A 20,920-nucleotide genomic window follows, 5' to 3' on the forward strand; every position below is an offset into this window, starting at 1 on the left:
GCAATTGTGCCACTAAACACGAACATCAGAAAGCGGTACCAATCTGGAACTGGAAGGCCTGTTTGTCGTCACCTTCCTTGGCGCGCAAGGCACGACCGTAGGACAACTGCAGAGGACCAAGTGGGGATTCCCACGACAAGCCCAGACCCGCAGCGTATTTCCAACCGCATGGGTCTTCCGACAGACGATCAGGGCGACCCATTGCACAACCACCGCTAGTGTTGTCGACCTTACCGGCATCGGCAAAGACGAACCAACGCAACGTGCGGTCACGTGATGCACCAGGGAATGGCAGGTACAGTTGGGCGTTGGCGATCATGCGGCGCGAACCACCCAGGTAGTCACCGGTCAAGGTGTCGCGAGCGCCCAAAGAGGCACCCTCGTAACCACGTACCGAACCAATACCACCGGCATATACGTTCTTGATGACCGGGAAGGTCTTGTTACCTACGCTACGGCCGTAATCAATTGCACCGTTCAGAGCCAAAGTGTATGAACGGCCCAGCGGGATGTAATGCTGGTGACTGGCGCGCAGCATGTAGTAGCTCAAATCCATCGTGCCCAGATCGGCCGATAGACTGGTCAAGCTACCTTTCTTGGGAGCAATCGCGCTGTCACGGGTATCTTTGGACCAGCCCAGATTGAAGATAAACGTATTGGTACGCTCGCCGTACTCTTCCACGTAATCCTGATAAGCACGTGGCGTATTCTGTGGGCTCAAACGCGAGAGTTTGTTCTGCTCAAAGTTCACGCCCATGAAGATACGATCGTATTCCGAGATCGGAACACCAAAGTTCATGCCAGCACCGATCGCTGTATTCTGGTAATCACCCCAACCGTCGTTCGAACGATAAGGAGTGGTACGGCGGTAGTACAGCGATGTCGTCTTGCTGATACCGTCACCTGTCCAATAGGGATTGGTGTGGCTGATCACCGCGGTACGATTCACCTTACTGGTGTTGACCTGCAAGGACAGGCTGTTACCACTACCGAAAATGTTGTCCTGGCTGATACCCGCCGACAACATCAGCTTGTCGGTAGAGCCGTAACCAATACCCAGGTTAACCAGACCGGTCGGTTTTTCCTGAACCACGACGTTCACATCCACCTGGTCAGGCGAACCGGGAACGGGTTTGGTGTTCACGTCCACTTCATTGAAGTAGCCCAGACGGTCCACACGGTCACGCGAGAACTTGATCGCGTCCGAGTCGTACCAGGCTGCTTCCTGCTGGCGTATTTCGCGGCGAACTACTTCGTCACGGGTGCGGACGTTGCCACCGATTTCAATACGACGCACGTAGACACGGCGACCGGGGTCAACGTAGAAAGTCAGGTCAGCCGTGTGATTTTCACGATCCAGAACAGGGTTCGGGTTGGCATTGGCAAACGCGTAACCCAAGCCACCCAGGTATTCCGTAATTGCTTTCACGGTGCCGGTGGTTTTACCCGAGGAGAACACCTCGCCTTCTTTCTGTTGCACCAGTGGCTGAATCTTGTCTTCCAGACCCAGCAAATCACCGGACAGCTTCACGCTGCTCAGCGTGTAAGGCATGCCTTCGTGTACGGTCAAGGTGATGTAAATGTCTTTGCGATCGGGCGAGATCGATACCTGAGGCGCTTCGGCCGAGTACTCCAGGAAACCACGATTCAGGTAGTAGGAGCGGATACGCTCCATATCGCCTTCCAGTTTCTCGCGGGAGTACTTATCGGTACCGGTGTACCAGGTCATCATGCCCGAAGTGGTCAATTCCATCTGATCAAGCAAATCGCTTTGCGAGAAAGCCTCGCTACCGACAATGCGGATTTCCTTGATCTTGGCCAGGCCACCTTCAAAGATGTCAAAGCTGACACCCACACGGTTGCGTGGCAAAGGCGTGATGATAGGCGTGATTTCCACACCGTACTTGCCCTTGGACAAGTATTGCTGTTTCAGCTCGAATTCAGCTCGTTCCAGCATGGAACGGTCAAAAACCCGGCCTTCTCCAAAGCCTACCTGGGCCAGGGAGTTGGTAATATTCTTGGCATCGAACTCGCGCATGCCGTTAAAGGACACGGAGGCGATAGTTGGGCGCTCTTTGACGTTGACGATCAGCACATTGGTGCCGGTGTCAATTTGCACGTCACTGAAAAAGCCCGTGGCGTACAGGCGCTGAATCGCGTCCGCTGCCTGCTCTTCCGAGAAGGACTCACCGACCTTGACGGGCAAGGACGAGAACACGGCGCCGGGATCGACCCGCTGGATGCCGTTGACTTGAATATCGCGCACGACAAACGGTGCAAATGCATTCGCCAAGGCGGGAGCAAGCAGACTTGCCACCAATACGGGCAGAACACGCAACGCAAAAGTAGGTTTCCGGCTAAACGACATCCTGGACAATCCTTGGTCGGTCAAATGGTTGGAAATTGTATGCCACCCGCTCTCAACTGAAAAGGCGGGTGATGTCATTAAAAAAAGCAATACTCATCAGCACGGCCAACAACGCCAGGCCCAGGCGCTGACCGACAAGCATCATACGCTCCGAAGCGGGCTTGCCGCGCACAGCTTCGATGGCATAGTACAGTAGATGCCCCCCGTCCAGCATAGGTACGGGCAATAAATTCAGTAAACCAATGCTAATACTGATCAAGGCCAGGAAATTCAGGTAGGCAATCAAGCCAATACGTGCGGTCTGGCCCGCATAATCCGCAATAGTAACCGGCCCGCTGACATTACGTACAGAGACTTCCCCGGTAATCATGCGCCCGATCATCTTTAAAGAGAACCAAAAGGTCTGCCCGGTACGGGTAAATCCGCGTTCCACGCTCTCGATCGGGCCATAACGCACCAGCGTCATCGGCATGTCCATGGCCACTTGCGCACCAATTCGGCCTTGCTCGCTGGGATCGCCCTGGGGAGTCACCAGCAGGCGTTGAATTTCACCTTCGCGCAGTACATCCAGCTCCAGCGTCTTGCCCGCAGATTGTTGCACCTTTTGGACAAAGGGCGTGATAGCAGGCTCGATCAAATTATCCAGGCGGACAATAACATCGCCCTCTTTCAAGCCAGCCTGCTCGGCAGCACTGTCTTTAAACACTTCCTGGACGATGGAGCGCGCCGGGCGCAGTACCAGACCGGCCTGGGCCATCAGGTCCTGCCCATCCGGCAAAATCTCACCCGCCGGTAATCTCAGGTAACGATTTTGTTCCTGTCCAAGCGGGTCTTTGACACCCACTTCCAGCTCGCCGCCCGTGGACAAAGCGTCCATAAAGGCCCAGCGTGCCTGCAACCAGGAATCTACCGGCTTGCCATCGACTGAAACCAGGCGATCTCCGGCCTGGAAACCGGCTTGTGCAGCGGGTGTCCCTTCTGGAACGGGGCCAATTTGCGCAATGGGTTCCTGCGTGCCCAGCAAGCCCACGAAGGCATAGATCACCACCGCCAGAATCAGGTTGGCCATAGGGCCAGCCAGCACAATGGCGGCGCGTTGTCGCAGGGGTTTGTGATTGAAGGATTCGTCGATCTGCGCCTGCGTTGCATGAGCAGGCGGATCATTTTGCATGGCGACGTAGCCGCCCAGAGGCAAGGCCGAAACGGCCCACTCGGTGCCGTTCTTGTCGAAACGACGGTACAGCACCTTGCCAAAACCAATCGAAAAACGCTCTACCCGCACCCCGCAACGACGGGCCACCCAGTAGTGGCCCAGCTCGTGAAAGGTCACCAGCACGCCCAAGGCTACCAAGAACGCCAGAATGGTGAAGAGCATGTTAATTCCTGTTAAATACGCGCAGAGATTCGGCAGTAATCCAGCGCCAGCGAACGGGTTTCGCTATCCAGCTCCAGGACCCCGTCCAGGGCGTCCAAAGCCTGACTGGCACGGCCATTGAGCTTGTCCAGACAATGCTCGATCACAGCCGGGATCTGAGTATAGCCAATCTGCCGTTCCAGGAAACGGTCTACGGCGATTTCATTGGCCGCATTCAAGGTCACGCAAGCGGCCTGGCTGCTGCGCAAGGCATCATAGGCCAGTCGCAGACAGGGAAAACGCAGAAAATCGGGTTGCTCAAAATCCAGGCGACCCATTGTGGCCAGATCCAGCAAGCCTACGCCGCTATACAGGCGCTCCGGAAAGCCCAGACCGTAGGCAATCGCCGTACGCATGTCGGGCTGCCCCAACTGCGCCATTACGGAACCGTCGATGTACTCGACCATGGAGTGAATCACGCTTTGCGGATGCACCACCACATCAATCTGATCAACAGGCACGGAGAACAGCCAATGCGCCTCGATGACTTCCAGACCTTTATTCAGCATGGTGGCCGAGTCCACCGAAATCTTGCGGCCCATGCTCCAGTTGGGATGCGCGCAGGCTTGCTCGGGGGTCACTCCATCCAGTTCGGACAAGCTGCGCGAGCGGAAAGGCCCACCGGAAGCCGTGACCAAAAGACGGCGCAGAGCAGCCACGGGCTGACCGGGTTCTGGGGGCAGTTCACCCGCCAGACATTGGTAGATGGCGCTGTGTTCAGAGTCGATAGGCATCAACTGCGCCCCGCCCTCTTGCACGGCCTGCATGAAGATACGGCCCGCAGCAACCAGCGCTTCTTTATTAGCCAGCAATACGCGTTTGCCGGCACGCGCTGCGGCCAAGGCCGAGGGCAAACCGGCCGCGCCAATAATGGCCGCCATAACGGTAGTCACTTGCGGATCTGCAGCCGTATCGGCCAGCGCCTGGGCGCCCACCCGAATCTCCGGCAAGGTGCCGCCCTGCCAGGCCGCCAGAAAGCGGCTACGTGCGGCTTCATCTGGCACTAGCACCACACGGGCTGCACTGTCACGAGCTTGCTCGGCCAGCAGCTCCATACGAGTGTGGCCGCTCACGGCATAAACCGCCATCCGGTCAGGATGGCGAGCAATCACATCCAGTGTGCTGATACCAATAGAGCCGGTGGCTCCTAACACACATACATGCTGGAAACTCATGAGTTCTTCCTTGACGCAAACACTTTGAATCCACGCAGGACTAAAAGAGCCACGCCCCACTTAGCAGCAAGGCCACGGGAGCAACCGGCAGCAAGGCGTCGATACGGTCGTACACCCCACCATGGCCGGGCAATAATTGACTGGAATCTTTAACAGCGGCACGGCGCTTGAGCAGGGACTCGAACAAGTCACCCACAATAGAGAGAGCCGCCAGGGCAACACCCAAAGCAGCGGTGGCAAGCCAGCCCCAGCGGTGCACCACATCGGCACCGAAACTACCGGCCCAATTCGCGCTGATCAGCATCCATGCAGCAGCGGCAACCATACCACCTACCGCCCCGGCCCAGGTCTTGCCGGGACTGACACGCGGGGCCAGTTTGGTTTTACCAAAGGCACGTCCTGCGAAGTAAGCAGCAATGTCGGCCACCCAGATCAGGACCAGCAAGGAGAGCACGTAAACAATGCCCTGTGCATGCAGGAATAGATACAGACTGGCCCAGGCGACCAAAGGAGCGAGCACACCCATCACGCTCAGCAAGACGCCTTGCGCGCGCTGTGTGGCCTGACCTTGCAGCACCAGCCCAGTGGCACCCACGACCCACAAGGCCGCCATCAAGGGCACCAGACCGCGGTACACCAGATCAGCAGCCTGCCCTTGTGGGCCTGTCTGATACCAGAACACGCTTAACCACAGCATCAAGGCACCGTTCAGCAAGGCCAGGGGCCAGGCCCAACGCTGCTGCTCCTGGGACAAGCTCAGGCGCTCCCATTCCCAGCAGGCCAGCGTACTCATCAGGACAAAAATAGCCAGCAATGGCCAGCGCACGGGGGCAAGCATGGCCGCGCCCAGAATGACCAGCAAGATCAGGGCGGTGATGACTCGTTGTTTCAACATAGATAAGGCTCCGTCAAGGCGCGGGGGTACCTTGCACCTGGGCACTGGTGCGCCCAAAGCGCCGCTCGCGCCCACGATACCACTCGAAGGCCTGCTCCAGCTGCGCCCGGTCAAAATCCGGCCAGTACGCGTCTGTAAAGTACAGTTCGGTATAGGCCATCTGCCAGATCAAAAAATTGGAAATGCGACGCTCTCCGCCCGTGCGGATGAACAAATCCGGCTCGGGGGCGTAAGACATCGCCAAATAGGGACTGAACATGGCCTCATCCAGCTGTTCGGGATGATCGACCAAATGGGGATGGGCTGCCAGCGCCTTTTGGGTCGCCTGCAAAATATCCCAACGACCGCCGTAATTGGCGGCAATCGTCAAATGCAAGGTGTCGTTATCGCGCGTTTGTTCTTCTGCGTCGGCAATCAGCCCGCGCAGTTCTTCGCTAAATGCGGATAGCTCACCAATGATATGGAGTCGGACGCCGTTTTTTTTCAGTGTTGCCACTTCTTTTTGCAGCATCTTGACGAACAGCCCCATCAACAGGGACACCTCTTCGGGAGGACGTCGCCAGTTCTCGGAGCTGAAGGCAAACAGGGTCAAATAGCGCACGCCGAGCTCGCCACAGGCCTCGACAATGCGTCGGACGGTTTGCACACCACGCAAGTGCCCTGCCGTGCGTGGCAAAAGACGACGGGTTGCCCATCGTCCATTGCCGTCCATGACAATCGCCAGGTGGCCAGGAACCTGACCGTGTTCCGGAATAGTTTGGGTAGAACTGAAAGAAATCACCTAGCCACCTGTGCAAAAGCCGTTAGACCGTCATGATCTCAGCTTCTTTCTGGGCGATCAGCTTGTCGACTTCGGCCACATACTTGTCGGTCAGCTTCTGGACTTCTTCCTGGGCGCGACGCTCGTCGTCCTCGGAGATTTCCTTGTCCTTGACCTGCTTTTTGAGCGTGTCATTGGCATCACGACGCAGGTTGCGGATGGCGACCTTGGCATCTTCGCCTTCGCCACGCACCACTTTGGCCAGGTCACGACGACGCTCTTCGGTCAGAGCGGGCATGGGCACACGAATGCTCTCGCCCATGGAGATGGGGTTCAGACCCAGCTCGTTGTCGCGAATGGCTTTTTCAATCGGGCCAGCCATATGCTTTTCCCACACTTGCACGTTCAGCGTGCGAGCATCCACCACCGTGATGTTGCCCACCTGGCTGACAGGCACCATGGAACCGTAGTACTCAACCTGAATGTGATCGAGCAAGCCTGCAGTAGCACGGCCAGTGCGAATTTTGGCCAGGCCTGTCTTGAGAGACTCGAGGGACTTACCCATCCGGCTGTCGGTCGATGCTTTAATCTCGGAAAGACTCATGGACTAAATTCCTATAACTTTAAACGTGAACCAGGGTGCCTTCGTCTTCACCGGAGACCGCGCGCGTCAAGGCGCCGGGCTTGTTGATGGAGAACACTTTGATAGGCAGTTTCTGATCGCGACACAGCGCAAAGGCGGTCGCATCCATCACTTCCAGACGACGCACGATGGCCTCATCAAAGCTGATACGCGCGTAACGGGTCGCACCTGGATCTTTATTGGGATCGGCACTGTAGATGCCGTCGACTTTGGTCGCTTTCAGTACGATTTCCGCACCCACTTCGGCGCCGCGCAAGGCCGCTGCCGTATCGGTGGTGAAAAACGGGTTACCCGTACCGGCTGCAAAAATAACAACTTTGTTTTCTTCCAGGTAACGCAGTGCCTTGGGACGAATGTAAGGCTCCACGACCTGCTCAATATTCAGGGCAGATTGCACACGGGCATCCAGGCCACGGTGCTTCAAGGCATCTTGCAAGGCCAGCGCGTTCATGACGGTAGCCATCATGCCCATGTAGTCGGCTGTCGCACGATCCATGCCCTGGGCACCTGGAGCGATGCCGCGAAAGATATTGCCCCCGCCAATCACGATAGCCAGCTGTACCCCCAACTGGGCAACCTGGGCGATCTCCTCCGTCATGCGAATGATTGTGCTGCGATTAATACCGAACGAGTCCTCGCCCATCAGCGCTTCGCCGGAGAGCTTCAACAGAACACGTTTGTAATGAGGGGTAGTCATGGGTGGGATTCCAAGTGACGAAGACAGAAGAGAGTGTAAAGCAGCAGGGCAGGCACCGCCACTACGGTGCCTGCCCTGAAAAAACAAGCTAGATTAGGCTTGGCCGGCAGCGGCAGCTACCTCAGCGGCGAAATCTTCAACACGCTTCTCAATGCCTTCACCCACAACGTACAGGGTAAAGCCAGCGATCGATGCTTTTTTCTCGTCCAGCATTTGCTGCACGCTTTGCTTGTCGTTCTTGACGAAAGGCTGGCTCAGCAGAGTCACTTCTTTCAGGAACTTGGCAACAGCGCCGTCAACCATTTTGGTGACGATGTCAGCAGGCTTGCCGGATTCAGCGGCTTTCTGAGCAGCCACGGAGCGCTCGGCTTCGATTTCAGCAGCGTCAACACCCGAAGCGTCCATTGCTTTAGGACGAGTCGCAGCGATGTGCATGGCCAGATCTTTACCCACTTCTTCGTCGCCACCGGCGAAATCAACCAATACGCCGATCTTGCCACCGTGAACGTAGCTGGCCAGTTGGCCGGCTGTTTCGTAGCGCTGGAAGCGACGGATCGAGATGTTTTCACCAATCTTGCCAACCAGAGCAGCGCGCACGGTCTCGACATTGCTGTCGGCCAGTGGCAGTTCAGCCAAAGCGGCCAGATCTGCTGGGTTGTTCTTGGCGACCAGTTGGGCGACGTCGTTGATAAAGCCGATGAAGTCATCGTTCTTGGCAACAAAGTCGGTTTCGCAGTTAACTTCAACTACGGAGCCGGTCTTGGCATCGTCAGCGATGTAAACAGAAACCAGGCCTTCAGCGGTAACGCGGGTAGCTGCTTTGCTAGCCTTGCTGCCCAGCTTCACGCGCAAGATTTCTTCAGCACGTGCCATATCGCCGTCGGCTTCGGTCAGTGCTTTTTTGCATTCCATCATGGGCGCGTCGGTTTTCTCGCGCAATTCTTTAACCATCGATGCGGTGATTTGAGCCACGGTTTTCTCCAATTCTGTAGAACATGCCCCGGCAAGCCGGGGCGATACGAAGGGTCACTGTAGCTGTCTGCCATGACAACTGATGGTGTCTGGCAGACAGCGTGAACCTGTTACTCCTGGGTGTCAGCCTGAACTTCGACGAATTCTTCGTCAGCGGCGATTTCTTCAACCAGACCGTTCAGGTTCTGTTCGCGGCCGGCCAGCACGGCGTCAGCCATGCCACGTGCGTACAGAGCGATAGCCTTGGCCGAGTCATCGTTACCAGGAATCACGAAATCCAGACCTTCTGGCGAGTGGTTGGTATCAACCACGGCCACAACAGGGATACCCAGAGTGCGGGCTTCAGCCACAGCAATCTTGTGGTAGCCGACGTCGATCACGAACAATGCGTCAGGCAGGTTGTTCATATCCTTGATACCGCCGATGGCCTTGTTCAGCTTTTCCAGTTCACGTTCGAACATCAAAGCTTCTTTCTTGCTCATGGTTTCCAGACGGCCTTCAGCCATCTGACCTTCCATTTCTTTCAGACGCTTGATGGAAGTCTTGACCGTTTTGAAGTTGGTCATCATGCCACCCAGCCAGCGGCTGTCGACGTAAGGCATGCCGCAACGTTCGGCTTGCTCAGCCACCAGTTCGCGAGCAGCACGCTTGGTGCCTACGAACAGCACGTTGCCGCCACGAGCAGCCAGTTGACGCACGAATTTGGTTGCTTCTTCGTACTGAACAACCGTTTTTTCCAGGTTGATGATGTGGATGTTGTTACGCTGACCGAAGATGAACGGAGCCATCTTGGGGTTCCAGTAACGGGTTTGGTGGCCAAAGTGCACACCAGCTTCCAGCATTTCACGCATTAAAGACATAAAGTTCTCCAAGGGTTTGGTCTTGTAACTGCCCGGTATCCGGTAAGGGCCGCAGCCTGTGCTGCATTCCAGACACCCCGAGACGGACAGTCACGCGATTTACAACTAAAAACATAAAAACGTTGCCCGACATGAGCGAACGTCTGCACTGCAACGGACTCGTGCCTGTAGGCAGACTGGATATCTGCCGTCCGGGCCCGGGCCTGAAACTTTTCTGGCTACTGCCTGCATACAGCGCACTGTTCGCAGGTGTATCCTAGAGGATTGCTTGGTCGGCATCGTCTGAACAAGAACCGGGCTGCTGCCCTTGTTGCTTTTGCAACGCTTGTTATCGTGCTGACCCTGTATGTGTTGTGAATTTTGCTTGTTTTTGCTGGCTCGCAACGGCCTGAGGCGTTTTTTCCCAATCCCGGGACAAGATTTCCTGATGCCTGACTTTGCTCATCCAACCTGACAATTCAGGTGGCCCGAGAAAAGCCGGTCAAACCGGGAAAGCCCAGATTTGGCGCGGTGTTCCGCGTCATTCGTGGGATTGCCTGCCAAGCCATCGACAGGCCGCTTGATCGCCCCAAACGGGACGGTGCGTCACTGCAAAATTCACAAAAGCCTATAATTCTACTATTTTTCAATAGACCTGTTCAAGTTGCTATGAGTATTCTCGTCACAGACCCCACTGATCTCGAAAAAATGCGCGCTGCTTGCCAGACCGCGGCATCCATCCTTGATTACCTGACTCCCTTTGTCAAAGCAGGTGTCACGACCGGCGAACTGGATCGCCTGTGCATGGAGCGCATCAATGAACTGGGGGTCAAATCTGCCACCGTGGGCTATGCGCCCCCTGGCTACCCACCCTTTCCAGGCTCTATTTGCACCTCCGTCAACCACGTTATCTGTCACGGCATTCCCGGCGATAAAGTGTTGAAAAATGGCGACATTCTGAATATGGACGTCACCATTATTCAAGACGGCTGGTTCGGTGATACCAGCCGCATGTACTACGTAGGTGAGCCCAGCATCCTGGCCCGCCGCCTGACCGAAACCACCTACGAATGCATGTGGTTGGGTATTGACCAGGTCAAACCCGGCGCCACTTTGGGTGATGTCGGCCACGCCATTCAGCAACACGCTGAAAAACAAGGCTTTTCCGTTGTACGCGAGTACTGCGGACACGGTGTGGGCCAGAAATTCCACCAGGATCCGCAGGTGCTGCACTACGGCAAGCCCGGTACCGGCGTAAAACTGGAAGCCGGCATGATCTTCACCATCGAGCCCATGATCAACGCTGGCCGTCGCGAACTGCGCACCCTGGCTGACCAATGGACCGTCGTGACCCGCGATCACAGCCTGTCGGCCCAATGGGAACACGCCGTGCTGGTAACCGATACCGGCTACGAAGTGCTGACCGTCTCGCCCGGCATGCCTGCCCCTCCAGCCATTATCAACAAGGCCTGAACCATGTCTTTCCTGGCCCAGCTTCGCGACAGAATTGCTTGCCGCCGGGCTCGGGCCTACGAACGCTTCAGGCAAGACCTGCATTGCGATCGTCTGCTGAAAAGCCTGTGCCAGATTTGCGACCAAGGCCTGCGCGAACTTCTGGACCGTTACCCCCTGCCCCGCCAAGCCAGCTTGGCGGCTTTGGGTGGGTATGGTCGCGGGGAACTGTATCCGCACTCGGATGTGGATTTGCTGATCCTGTTGCAGCGCGAACCGAATGCAGAGGACATAGACCGGATTCAGGCACTGGTCGCCGCCTTGTGGGATATAGGTCTGGCCCCCAGCCACAATGTGGCCACGCCCGCCCAATGCCTGGAACAGGCCAGCCAGGACATCACTACAGAAACTGCCTTGCTGGAAAGCCGCTGGCTGGCGGGCTCCCGCCTGCTGCTGCGCCATGCCCAACAGCAGTTGCAAAGCCAGATGGACCCGCAGGCTTTCTTTTTGGCCAAGCAGGCTGAACAGCAGCAGCGTCATGCGCATCTGCAAGACACCCCCTACTCCCTGGAACCCAATTGCAAAGAGTCTCCCGGCGCCTTGCGCGACTTGCAAGTGCTGCTCTGGATGGCACGGGCAGCCGGTTTGGGACGTACCTGGGTGGATGTCGCGCAGTCCGAGCTGCTCACCGAATCGGAACTGAAAGCCCTGCAACGCGTGGAAGAAGCCTTCAAGCGCCTGCGCATCGAGCTTCATCTACTGACCGGTCGCGCCGAAGACAGACTGCTGTTTGACCTGCAACCGCGTCTGGCGGAAATTTACGGCTTTCAACCTACAGCCACCCGCCGCGCCAGCGAACTGCTGATGCAGCGCTACTACTGGGCCGCCAAAATTGTCAGCCAGCTGAATCTGATCCTGATGCGCAGCATCGAGGAGCACCTGTTTCCGCAAACCGATCAGGAACCGCTGATTCTGGACAACCACTTCCAGATTCATCATGGACAGCTGGAACTGCGTCAACCGGACGGCTTCGAGCAAGATTCTTCGCTTATTTTTGTGGCCATGCTGCATTTACAGCAGCAGCCCAATCTGCGAGGCCTGAAAGCCGATACCTTGCGCGCCCTCTGGCACGCCCGCCGCCTGATTGATGCCAAGTTCCGGGCCGAACCGCGGAATCGACGTCTGTTTCTGGAAATCCTGCAGCAGAATAAAGGCATCGTGCATACCTTACGGCTGATGAATCTACTGAACCTGCTGCCACGCTACTTGCCGGTATTTCGACGCGTAGTCGGGCAGATGCAGCACGACCTGTTCCACGCCTACACCGTGGACGAGCACACGCTGAAAGTCATACGCAATCTACGCCGCTTCACCATGGCCGAGCACAGTGAAGAGCTGTCCATGGCCAATCAGCTGATGAGCGGTTTTGATCGCCACTGGCTGCTCTATATTGCCGCCCTCTTTCACGACATTGCCAAAGGACGCGGCGGCAATCACTCCGAGCTGGGTGCGCAAGACGCCTTGGCGTTTTGTCAGGATCACGGCCTGATGCCCGTGGACGCAGAACTGGTGGTCTTCCTGGTAAGGGAACACCTGACCATGTCGCAAGTCGCCCAGAAACGCGATTTGAGCGACCCCAATGTCATCTTCCAGTTCCTGCAAACCGTAGGCACGGAGCGCCGCCTGACGGCCCTGTATCTGCTGACTGTCGCAGACATTCGCGCGACCAGCCCGACCGTCTGGAACTCCTGGAAAGGCAAGCTGCTGGAAGACCTGTACAACCTGACGCTGGCGGCTTTGGGACGTCAGGCCAAGGACGGTGTCTCCGTACTGGATCAGCGCAAACGCGACGCTGCTGGCGAAATACGCTTGGCCGGCCTGCTGGACGAAGCCCGCGAGGACTTCTGGCAATGGCTGGATAAGCCCTATTTCCTGCGCCACGACGCCAGCGAAATCGCCTGGCATACCATCCAGCTTTACCACCAGTCCCACAGCCTGACACCCATCGTGCGCATACGCCCTGCCGGGCAAACCGATGCCTTGCAGGTACTGGTCTACACCAAGGACGCCAGTGGCCTGTTTTTACGCATCTGCCGCTACTTTGACAGCCAGGCCGTCAGCATTCAGGACGCCCGCATTTACACCACTCGCCACGGCTGGGCACTGGACAGTTTTATCGTCATGCTGCCCGCCTACGACCACGCACTGCGGCGCGACCCCTTGCTGATCGAAACCGAACTGTGCCAGGCCTTGAAGCAGGACCCGCTCCCTAACGAGCACCCTCACGACCACTACCGCGACATCCGCTCCCGCCGAGCCCGCGTCTTCCCGATTCAGCCCACCGTGGATCTGCGTCAGGAGGAACAGGGTCAAGACTGGATTTTGACGCTAAGTGCTACAGACCGGCGCGGTTTGTTGTACAGTCTCGCCCAAGTATTCGAGCACCACGACGTGCGACTGCGCTCGGCCAAGGTCATGACCCTGGGCGATCGCGTGGAAGACGTCTTTATCCTGAGTGGTGCCGCACTGGAACAAAACCGTAATCAATTGCGCCTGGAGCGCGATGTACGTTTAGCCCTCTCTCAACAAGCCACCCCGCCTTAATGGAACTCTCCTCCGTATTTGCTGATGTCAGCCGCAGCTTTCTGTTTGCATTGGCGACGCTATTGCCCATGCTGAACCCGCCTGCGGCCGCCCCCATCTTTCTGACCCTGACCGAAGGGGCCAGCGTGCCCGATCGCGCTCGCCTGGCCAAGAAAGTTGCCATCAATATTTTCATCATGCTGGCCATTGCCATGGTGGCGGGCAATATCGTGCTGAATTTCTTTGGCATTTCCCTGCCCATCATTCGTATTGGCGGGGGTCTGCTGGTGATTGCCACGGCCTGGCGCCTGATCAACGCCTCGGACTTTGACGCGGCCCATGCCCAGAACATGGCCGAGTCCTATTCCTGGGAACAGATTCGCTCCAAAGCCTTCTATCCCCTGACCTTCCCCATGCTGTGCGGCCCCGGCTCCCTGTCCGCCGCGCTGACGGTAGGTGCGACTTTGCATGACAACTCGGTCACCGGCACCATGAGCAAGCTGGCAGGTGCACTGCCCGCTATTGCCGCCGCCAGTTTTATCGTGTTTCTGGCCTTACGTTTTGCATCGCAATTCCTGTACAAACTGGGTAAAAATGGCACGGCCGTCGTGATGCGCCTGTCCGCCTTCATCCTCTTGTGCCTGGGCGTGCAGATTACCTGGGCCGGTTTCCATGAACTTTTCCTGGGTTTGCTGCACGAAGCATCTACCTTTCATTCTTTAAGTTCTTCTTGATACCATGGCCGCATCCTCCCGCCAGTCCGCTGCACCCTACTATCTGATCGCCCTACTCGCCTTTTCCGGCGTAGGCATTGCGCTGCTTTCCCAGCACGTCTTCAGCATCCCACCTTGCGCCTGGTGCGTACTGCAACGCCTGATTTTCATTGTGCTGGGCGTGTTCAGCCTGGTCGCTGGCGTACTGCGTCAACTAGGCCATCAGCGCAGCTCCACCGTCGCCAGCCTGCTGGGCCTGGCCACAGCTGTTGGCGGCATTCTGGCTGCCTGGTATCAAGTATCGGTAGCGCAGCACTTGTTCAGCTGCGACCAGACCTTTGCCGATCGCTTCATCACCCAGTCCGGCCTGGAAAGCGGCCTGCCTTGGTTGTTTGGCATCTACGCCTCCTGCATGGACGCCCGCCAACCGCTGCTGGGGATTGAGTACGCTTACTGGAGCCTGGCGCTGTTTGTAATTCTGGGCCTGGGTTTGTTGGTGACCTTGTTCAAGCGTCGTGGTGCCTAAGCACTTCAATCAACACGCAAACCCCGCCTGATTGCATAAGCACCCCACAAACCGGACACAAATCCGATTTGTGGGGTGTTTTTTATGCCCAAGAGCAACAGACAGCCTTATCCAGGCATCAGTCCCAGGTCGGTATAAACTGCATCCCGTACTTGATCCGGGAAGGCACCAAACAAGCCTTCCGGAGCCGTGTTGGTCATGCTGACAATAATCACGTCCTGGTACGGGTCGAACATCCATTTCTGCCCGAAGGCGCCTACCCATTGCACACTACCCGCCGACATGGGCATGGTTGAATCAGGCTCCAATCGAGAAATCGCCGCACCGTAGGTGTAGCCCCAGTTCCGCCACATGCACTTGGCTGAATGCGGCACATGGTCGCTAAGGAAGGCCTGATAGGATGATCTGGACAGCAAGCGACCATTACGCAAACCCAGCAAGATACGCATCAAATCCGGGCCGGAGCCTAGCATGGAAGCACCGGCATAGACCGGCGTAGAAGGCCGGGACATCAGGCTCTCATCGAAGCGCAGCACGCCTATCCCCAAGTCCAAAGCACCTTCAGCACGGGATAAGCCTGCGGCATAATTTTGATAATGCGCCGCTATCTGGTAGTAATCGCGCTCGTAGAACGAGCAATGCTTCAAACCCAAAGGCGCACTGATTGTCTCTTCCAGCAGTTGCGCCAGCCCTTTCCCGGATGCGACCTCCAAGGCTTTGCCCACCACATCAATACCTAATGAATAGCGCCAACCAGTCCCCGGCACAAAACGTAGCGGCACGGAACACACACGACGGAAGTTCTCTTGCCAACTCAGATCAACACGATCAATGCCATCACTGATCTGTGCATGTGCATACAGGCTGTCCTCTCCATCAATAAAGCGATAGCTAAGGCCGGAGGTATGGGTCAGTAATTGATGAATCGAAATCGGCGGGCATTCCGACTCAAAGTGAGGACCAAAATTGGGGAGGTAACGTGTGATTCTGTCTTTCAAGGAAACCAGCCCTTGCTCGCTCAAGCACAAGGCCAACCAGGAGCTCACCGATTTGCTCAAGGAGCCCAATCTGAACACCGTATCCTCTTGCATGGGTCGAGCATTTTCCTTGTCAGCCCAACCACCCACATAACTCAATATCACCTGGCCTTTGTGAGCGACCAGAACCACCGCTCCCATCACTTGATTTTGGCTTAGAGCCTGCTCCAGGAATTGATGCAAGGCAGGAAAGTTTGTCCGTGAATGACTATTGACCAGGTTCGCCCCGGTCGAATCAGTGACCGCCAATGTTTGGCCTGACTCTATATCGCAGCTTAGGTCTTTCATCTTTGTATCCCGATAGAATGAGCGCTAGCGCTCATGGTTTATCAAAAGAAACAAAGCAGAAATATAAGTTAATTAATGAAAAATCGAAAACAAAACGAAAGAAATTATTATTATCAACAAGTTAAGAAAAATAAATTTATTTTATAAAATCGACTTATAATTAAAACTTAAATAAAATCGATTCAGACATAAAAACAAAAATCACAGAATGAAGAAATAAAAAACCCGCTATAAAAGCGGGTTTTTTATTCAATGAAAGAACCAGACGATCAATCCGTCACATCCGGCACGTCACGACCGCCTTTGCGGCCTTCTGCCAACAGATTCAAATACGCCTCGTCCACATCACCGGTCACGTACTCGCCACTAAAGCAGGAGGACTCAAAACCGGCAAAGCGTGGGTTCAAATCACGCAGGGACTGCTCCAGATCGTGCAGGTCCTGGTAGACCAGGCCATCCACACCAATTTCCTTGGCAACCTGATCCACGTCGCGACCTGTAGCGATCAGTTCGGACACGGTAGGCATGTCAATGCCGTACACGTTCGGGAAACGCACGGGTGGCGCTGCCGAGGCAAAGAACACCTTGTTTGCACCAGCGGCACGAGCCATATCCACGATCTGACGGCTGGTTGTGCCACGCACGATGGAGTCATCCACCAGCAGTACGTTCTTGCCCTGGAACTCCATGGGAATGGCGCTCAGCTTCTGACGCACGGACTTCTTGCGCACTTCCTGGCCGGGCATGATGAAGGTACGGCCCACGTAGCGGTTCTTGATGAAGCCTTCACGATAGTTCAGGTTCAGATGAGCCGCCAACTGCATGGCCGATGGACGGGCCGAGTCAGGAATAGGCATCACCACATCAATATCGGCCAGACGCAGGTTCTTGGCGACGTTCTCGGCCAGATACTCACCCATCAACAAGCGGGCGTCGTACACCGACACGCCGTCAACCGTGGAGTCAGGACGGGCAAAGTACACGTATTCAAAGACACAGGGGTTCAGGCGCGGGTTCTCGGCGCACTGGCGGCTGCTGAGATTGCCGTCCAGATCAATGATGATGGCCTCACCAGGCTCCACATCACGAACCAGCTCGAAGCCGCAACCGGTCAAGGCTACGGACTCGGAGGCAACCATCCATTCCTCACCCTTGGGGGTCACGTTGCGACCCAGGCACAAAGGACGAATCCCGTTCGGGTCACGGAAGGCAACCAGACCAAAGTTCGCAATTTGCGAGACCACAGCATAGGCGCCACGGGCACGACGGTGCACGGCAGCCACGGCTTCAAACACCTCGTCCTCGGACAGCTCGGGGCCGGTGGCAGCACGTTGCAGTTCGTGCGCGTACACATTCAGCAGAACCTCGGAGTCCGAGTTGGTGTTGATGTGGCGACGATCAATGGTGAACAGTTCTTCACGCAGCTCACGCCAATTGGTCAGATTGCCGTTGTGCACAAAGCTCAGACCAAAGGGGGCATTGACGTAAAACGGCTGCGCCTCCTCCACGCTCTGGCTGGAGCCTGCGGTGGGGTAACGCACGTGGCCAATGCCGCTATTGCCCGGCAAGGAGCGCATGTTGCGGGTACGGAATACGTCCCGCACCAGGCCAAATGCCTTGTGCATGCTGAAGAACTGGTCGTGCCAGGTCGCCAGGCCCGCTGCGTCCTGCCCGCGATGCTGCAGCAAGAGCAAACTGTCATAGATCAACTGATTTACAGGGCTGCGCGCAACAACCCCTACAACTCCACACATGATTGGTTCCCGTTAGTGTGTTCTCAATAAGGCAGCCATTCTGCCAAAGACGGCGGCAGCATGGCCTTAATCGACTGCACCGCGCGGATCGCAGGCTCAGCCAGCTTGGCCTGCTCCCACCACGGTTCTTTAGGTAAATCGGTATGCCCGGCCAGAATGACCAGTATCAGCACCAGCAACACCCCGCGAGCCAGACCAAACAGGCCGCCCAGTCCGTGATCGGCGGGCGTCAAACCTGTTTGCTCGATCAGACTGGCCAGCAGCATGTTCAACAGGCCCACCAGCAACAAGACCATAAAAAAAACGGCTCCGTAGGCCAAAGCCGTACGTAATAAGCCGTTTTCTACCCAGACTTGTATCCAGCCTGATGTGCGTGGCCCCCACCAGATTGCGGCCATGAAAGCCAGCAAATAGGCGCTGAGCGAAAGAACTTCCTTGATCAATCCGCGTATCAGGCCCAGAAGGCCTGACACACCCACAATTCCAAGGACGATATAGTCGAAGCTGCTCACTTAGCCGAGATAAAACTGTTCTCGTAACCGAGCGAGCGCAAGCGGGCCTGAGCTGCCTGTGCCGCTTCACGGGTGGGGAATGGACCCACACGCAAACGATAGGTTGGCTTGCCACCGCTTTGTGCCGTCTCTACATAGGCATTGGTCACACCGGCCGATACCAGCTGATCACGACGCGACTGGGCATCGTTCTGGTTGGAATAGGCGACAATCTGCAAAATGAAGTTGCCTTGTTGCGCGGCCGGTTTAGGGGCTGCAGCGGGGGCAGGTTTGTTCGGTACACGGCCTTCCAGCAGGGCCAGCGCGTAGGAGCCGTCATCCGTACGGCCATTTTGTGCAGGCGCTGGGGCTGGCTTGGGTTTTTCGACAGGCTTGGGTTTTTCAACCGGCTTAGGCGGCTCTGGACGGGTGGTCACAGGCGGCGGCTCAGTTGGAGTGCTTGGCGTAGCCACATGCGCAGGATCGGTTTCCAGACCGGGATTGACCACAGCCAGGCCACCATCAGTACTGGTGGAAGGATCAGCGACCAGCGGCTCGTCAGGTTGCTCGATAACAGGAGCGGGCGTGCCCTCTTGCACCACCAGCTCGCCAGGGCGAGTTTGCACCGTGCCCTGCCCCGTTGTCTGGCCAATCGGCCCCAAAGCCAGAGACTGCTCGGGCTCGGGCGGGGTTTTGTCGGCAGTCAGCATGGGCACCAGCACGACCACGGCCAGAACCAGAGCCAGCGCGCCAATCAGACGGCGGCGAGCCCGTCCACGCAGTTCCGATAATTGTGAATCGCTGGAAGCACTAGCGCGGCGACCCGACGATGAGGAAGTATCGTTACGTGAAAATAAACCCATGAGCCCTAGACCTATGAAATAAGCAGTCTTACCGATATTCAGGAAGATGAACGGTCGTTTGCGGCTTCAAGTATTGGTCCTACTGTCGCAAACGAGCCAAACACGACAATTCTATCATTGTCACTGGCCTCTTTTAATGCCGCCTCGTAAGCGAGCTGAGGACTGTTGTAACTGGATACGACCGCTGACGCTTTACTGACCGAAGCACGGGCAACCGGTCGAACACCTGGGCGATGCGAACTGGATTCGGCTTCGGGTGCCAGCACATCATCAGGCGTCTCACCACTGGCCAGAACGGTACGCACATGATTGGCCAACTCCTCGCCCGACAGGCTGCGCGGGCCTTCCAGGCTGGCACACATCCAGTGGTCGATACGGGTAGCCATGCGGGCGATTACGCCATCCACATCCTTGTCCTTGTACATGCCCACGACGGCAATCGTCTTGGGGTACGGGGGCATATTGTCCAGGTTCTGTGCCAAGGCAGCTGCGGCATGGGGATTGTGGGCCACGTCAAAAATCACGCAAGGCTGGCCGGGTTGAATCTGGAAGCGGCCTGGCATGTGGGCACGCAGCAAACCTGCACGCACAGCCTGTGCAGGCACCGCCAAACGGGGATGCAGCGACTCCAGCGCAGCCAATGCCGCAGAGGCATTCAGGAGCTGGTTCGCTCCACGCAAGGCTGGGTAAGCCAATGCAGCGCGGCGCTGGTTACGGCCACCGTAAGCCCATTGCTGGCGGTCGCCGGAATAGTTGAAATCTTTGCCAAACAGCCACAATTGGGCACCAATCTCCTGGGCGTAATCCAACATGGTTTGTGGTGGCACGGGATCGGCACAGATCGCAGGACGATCAGCGCGGAAAATATGGGCTTTTTCCCAGGCGACCTGCTCACGGGTATTGCCCAGGTATTCAGCGTGGTCGATATCAATGCTGGTAATGATGGAACAGTCCGCATCGATGATATTGACGGCATCCAGTCGACCACCCAGGCCCACTTCCAGTACAGCAACGTCAACCCGCTGCTCCTGGAACAGCAACAAGGCGGCCAGCGTGGAAAACTCAAAATAAGTCAGCGTCAGATCGCCACGGGCCTCATTGATACGGGCAAACTGCGCCGTAATCTGGGCATCCTCGGCCATCTCGCCATTCAAGCGAATGCGCTCGTTGTAGCGCACCAGATGCGGGGAGGCATACACACCCACCTTGTAAGCCGCGGCCAGCAAAATCGCTTCCAGCATGGCGCAGGTGGAGCCTTTGCCGTTGGTGCCACCCACCGTAATGACGACGGAATCCAGTTTGATGTTCAGACGTTGGGTAACCTCGCGAATCCGACCCAGGCCCAGATCAATGGCCGAGGGATGCAAAGTTTCCAGATAGGACAGCCAGTCACTCAGCGAGGAGTCGGCTTTCAGAACAGGATTAGTCATGGACAACACCAATTACAAAA

Annotated in this window: 18 protein-coding genes; 4 read left to right on the plus strand and 14 right to left on the minus strand. The window is 56.6% G+C overall.

Going from position 1 to position 20,920, the window contains the following annotated elements:
* Positions 1-25: 25 nt before the first annotated feature.
* The 9 genes from bamA to rpsB all read right to left on the minus strand — a co-directional run bounded on the left by bamA (position 26) and on the right by rpsB (position 9,784).
* Positions 26-2,368 carry an outer membrane protein assembly factor BamA gene (bamA, locus tag DUD43_RS10430; protein ID WP_153230237.1) on the minus strand — a complete coding sequence of 781 codons (2,343 nt, stop codon included), beginning with the start codon at positions 2,366-2,368 and terminating at the stop codon, positions 26-28.
* Between the two features lie 52 nt (positions 2,369-2,420).
* The gene (gene rseP, locus DUD43_RS10435; RefSeq protein WP_153230238.1) at positions 2,421-3,743 is read right to left on the minus strand and encodes an RIP metalloprotease RseP; all 1,323 of its coding nucleotides are present in this window, start codon (positions 3,741-3,743) and stop codon (positions 2,421-2,423) included.
* Positions 3,744-3,754: 11 nt separating this feature from the next.
* Positions 3,755-4,957, minus strand: coding sequence for a 1-deoxy-D-xylulose-5-phosphate reductoisomerase (locus DUD43_RS10440; RefSeq protein ID WP_153230239.1), 1,203 nt, complete (start codon positions 4,955-4,957; stop codon positions 3,755-3,757).
* A gap of 40 nt (positions 4,958-4,997) precedes the next feature.
* Complete coding sequence (locus tag DUD43_RS10445; protein WP_153230240.1) at positions 4,998-5,852, minus strand: phosphatidate cytidylyltransferase; 855 nt, start codon at positions 5,850-5,852, stop codon at positions 4,998-5,000.
* A 13-nt stretch (positions 5,853-5,865) separates the two neighbouring features.
* The gene (uppS, locus tag DUD43_RS10450; protein WP_153231600.1) at positions 5,866-6,630 is read right to left on the minus strand and encodes a polyprenyl diphosphate synthase; all 765 of its coding nucleotides are present in this window, start codon (positions 6,628-6,630) and stop codon (positions 5,866-5,868) included.
* Between the two features lie 25 nt (positions 6,631-6,655).
* Positions 6,656-7,216 (minus strand): ribosome recycling factor, encoded by a 561-nt coding sequence (frr, locus tag DUD43_RS10455; RefSeq protein ID WP_153230241.1) that lies wholly within the window; start codon positions 7,214-7,216, stop codon positions 6,656-6,658.
* A 19-nt stretch (positions 7,217-7,235) separates the two neighbouring features.
* Entirely contained in the window at positions 7,236-7,952 is a 717-nt protein-coding gene (pyrH, locus tag DUD43_RS10460) for a UMP kinase (RefSeq protein WP_153230242.1), read from the minus strand.
* Positions 7,953-8,045: 93 nt separating this feature from the next.
* Complete coding sequence (tsf, locus tag DUD43_RS10465) at positions 8,046-8,924, minus strand: translation elongation factor Ts (RefSeq protein WP_009457016.1); 879 nt, start codon at positions 8,922-8,924, stop codon at positions 8,046-8,048.
* A gap of 110 nt (positions 8,925-9,034) precedes the next feature.
* Positions 9,035-9,784 (minus strand): 30S ribosomal protein S2, encoded by a 750-nt coding sequence (gene rpsB / locus DUD43_RS10470; RefSeq protein WP_153230243.1) that lies wholly within the window; start codon positions 9,782-9,784, stop codon positions 9,035-9,037.
* Between the two features lie 648 nt (positions 9,785-10,432).
* Here rpsB and map point away from each other — a divergent pair.
* The 4 genes from map to DUD43_RS10490 are packed head-to-tail and all read left to right on the plus strand — an operon-like array spanning position 10,433 to position 15,037.
* Positions 10,433-11,236, plus strand: coding sequence for a type I methionyl aminopeptidase (map, locus tag DUD43_RS10475; RefSeq protein WP_153230244.1), 804 nt, complete (start codon positions 10,433-10,435; stop codon positions 11,234-11,236).
* 3 nt (positions 11,237-11,239) lie between these two features.
* Positions 11,240-13,819 (plus strand): [protein-PII] uridylyltransferase, encoded by a 2,580-nt coding sequence (locus DUD43_RS10480; protein WP_153230245.1) that lies wholly within the window; start codon positions 11,240-11,242, stop codon positions 13,817-13,819.
* Positions 13,819-14,532, plus strand: a complete 714-nt coding sequence (locus tag DUD43_RS10485) for a MarC family protein (RefSeq protein ID WP_035271732.1) — start codon at positions 13,819-13,821, stop codon at positions 14,530-14,532. Before DUD43_RS10480 ends, DUD43_RS10485 begins: the two co-directional genes overlap by 1 nt.
* Before the next feature lie 4 nt (positions 14,533-14,536).
* Positions 14,537-15,037 (plus strand): disulfide bond formation protein B, encoded by a 501-nt coding sequence (locus DUD43_RS10490; RefSeq protein ID WP_153230246.1) that lies wholly within the window; start codon positions 14,537-14,539, stop codon positions 15,035-15,037.
* A 107-nt stretch (positions 15,038-15,144) separates the two neighbouring features.
* On the opposite strand, the gene DUD43_RS10495 is transcribed toward DUD43_RS10490, so the two are convergent.
* The 5 genes from DUD43_RS10495 to folC all read right to left on the minus strand — a co-directional run bounded on the left by DUD43_RS10495 (position 15,145) and on the right by folC (position 20,906).
* Complete coding sequence (locus DUD43_RS10495; protein WP_153230247.1) at positions 15,145-16,362, minus strand: serine hydrolase domain-containing protein; 1,218 nt, start codon at positions 16,360-16,362, stop codon at positions 15,145-15,147.
* 269 nt (positions 16,363-16,631) lie between these two features.
* On the minus strand, positions 16,632-18,116 hold the full coding sequence (purF, locus tag DUD43_RS10500; RefSeq protein ID WP_153230248.1) for an amidophosphoribosyltransferase: 1,485 nt from the start codon (positions 18,114-18,116) through the stop codon (positions 16,632-16,634).
* A 23-nt stretch (positions 18,117-18,139) separates the two neighbouring features.
* On the minus strand, positions 18,140-18,628 hold the full coding sequence (locus tag DUD43_RS10505; protein WP_009457028.1) for a CvpA family protein: 489 nt from the start codon (positions 18,626-18,628) through the stop codon (positions 18,140-18,142).
* Positions 18,625-19,470 carry an SPOR domain-containing protein gene (locus DUD43_RS10510; RefSeq protein ID WP_153230249.1) on the minus strand — a complete coding sequence of 282 codons (846 nt, stop codon included), beginning with the start codon at positions 19,468-19,470 and terminating at the stop codon, positions 18,625-18,627. Before DUD43_RS10510 ends, DUD43_RS10505 begins: the two co-directional genes overlap by 4 nt.
* Positions 19,471-19,508: 38 nt before the next feature.
* Positions 19,509-20,906 carry a bifunctional tetrahydrofolate synthase/dihydrofolate synthase gene (folC, locus tag DUD43_RS10515; protein WP_416202924.1) on the minus strand — a complete coding sequence of 466 codons (1,398 nt, stop codon included), beginning with the start codon at positions 20,904-20,906 and terminating at the stop codon, positions 19,509-19,511.
* Positions 20,907-20,920: the final 14 nt, after the last annotated feature.

The sequence above is a fragment of the Alcaligenes faecalis genome, assembly GCF_009497775.1.
Taxonomy (GTDB): domain Bacteria; phylum Pseudomonadota; class Gammaproteobacteria; order Burkholderiales; family Burkholderiaceae_B; genus Alcaligenes; species Alcaligenes faecalis_D.

Bases quoted from the DNA above. Each gene is read 5' to 3' on its own strand.
- bamA (WP_153230237.1), bottom strand. From the start codon at position 2,368: ATGTCGTTTAGCCGGAAACCTACTTTTGCGTTGCGTGTTCTGCCCGTA.
- rseP (WP_153230238.1), bottom strand. From the start codon at position 3,743: ATGCTCTTCACCATTCTGGCGTTCTTGGTAGCCTTGGGCGTGCTGGTG.
- DUD43_RS10440 (WP_153230239.1), bottom strand. From the start codon at position 4,957: ATGAGTTTCCAGCATGTATGTGTGTTAGGAGCCACCGGCTCTATTGGT.
- DUD43_RS10445 (WP_153230240.1), bottom strand. From the start codon at position 5,852: ATGTTGAAACAACGAGTCATCACCGCCCTGATCTTGCTGGTCATTCTG.
- frr (WP_153230241.1), bottom strand. From the start codon at position 7,216: ATGAGTCTTTCCGAGATTAAAGCATCGACCGACAGCCGGATGGGTAAG.
- pyrH (WP_153230242.1), bottom strand. From the start codon at position 7,952: ATGACTACCCCTCATTACAAACGTGTTCTGTTGAAGCTCTCCGGCGAA.
- rpsB (WP_153230243.1), bottom strand. From the start codon at position 9,784: ATGTCTTTAATGCGTGAAATGCTGGAAGCTGGTGTGCACTTTGGCCAC.
- map (WP_153230244.1), top strand. From the start codon at position 10,433: ATGAGTATTCTCGTCACAGACCCCACTGATCTCGAAAAAATGCGCGCT.
- DUD43_RS10480 (WP_153230245.1), top strand. From the start codon at position 11,240: ATGTCTTTCCTGGCCCAGCTTCGCGACAGAATTGCTTGCCGCCGGGCT.
- DUD43_RS10485 (WP_035271732.1), top strand. From the start codon at position 13,819: ATGGAACTCTCCTCCGTATTTGCTGATGTCAGCCGCAGCTTTCTGTTT.
- DUD43_RS10490 (WP_153230246.1), top strand. From the start codon at position 14,537: ATGGCCGCATCCTCCCGCCAGTCCGCTGCACCCTACTATCTGATCGCC.
- DUD43_RS10495 (WP_153230247.1), bottom strand. From the start codon at position 16,362: ATGAAAGACCTAAGCTGCGATATAGAGTCAGGCCAAACATTGGCGGTC.
- purF (WP_153230248.1), bottom strand. From the start codon at position 18,116: ATGTGTGGAGTTGTAGGGGTTGTTGCGCGCAGCCCTGTAAATCAGTTG.
- DUD43_RS10510 (WP_153230249.1), bottom strand. From the start codon at position 19,470: ATGGGTTTATTTTCACGTAACGATACTTCCTCATCGTCGGGTCGCCGC.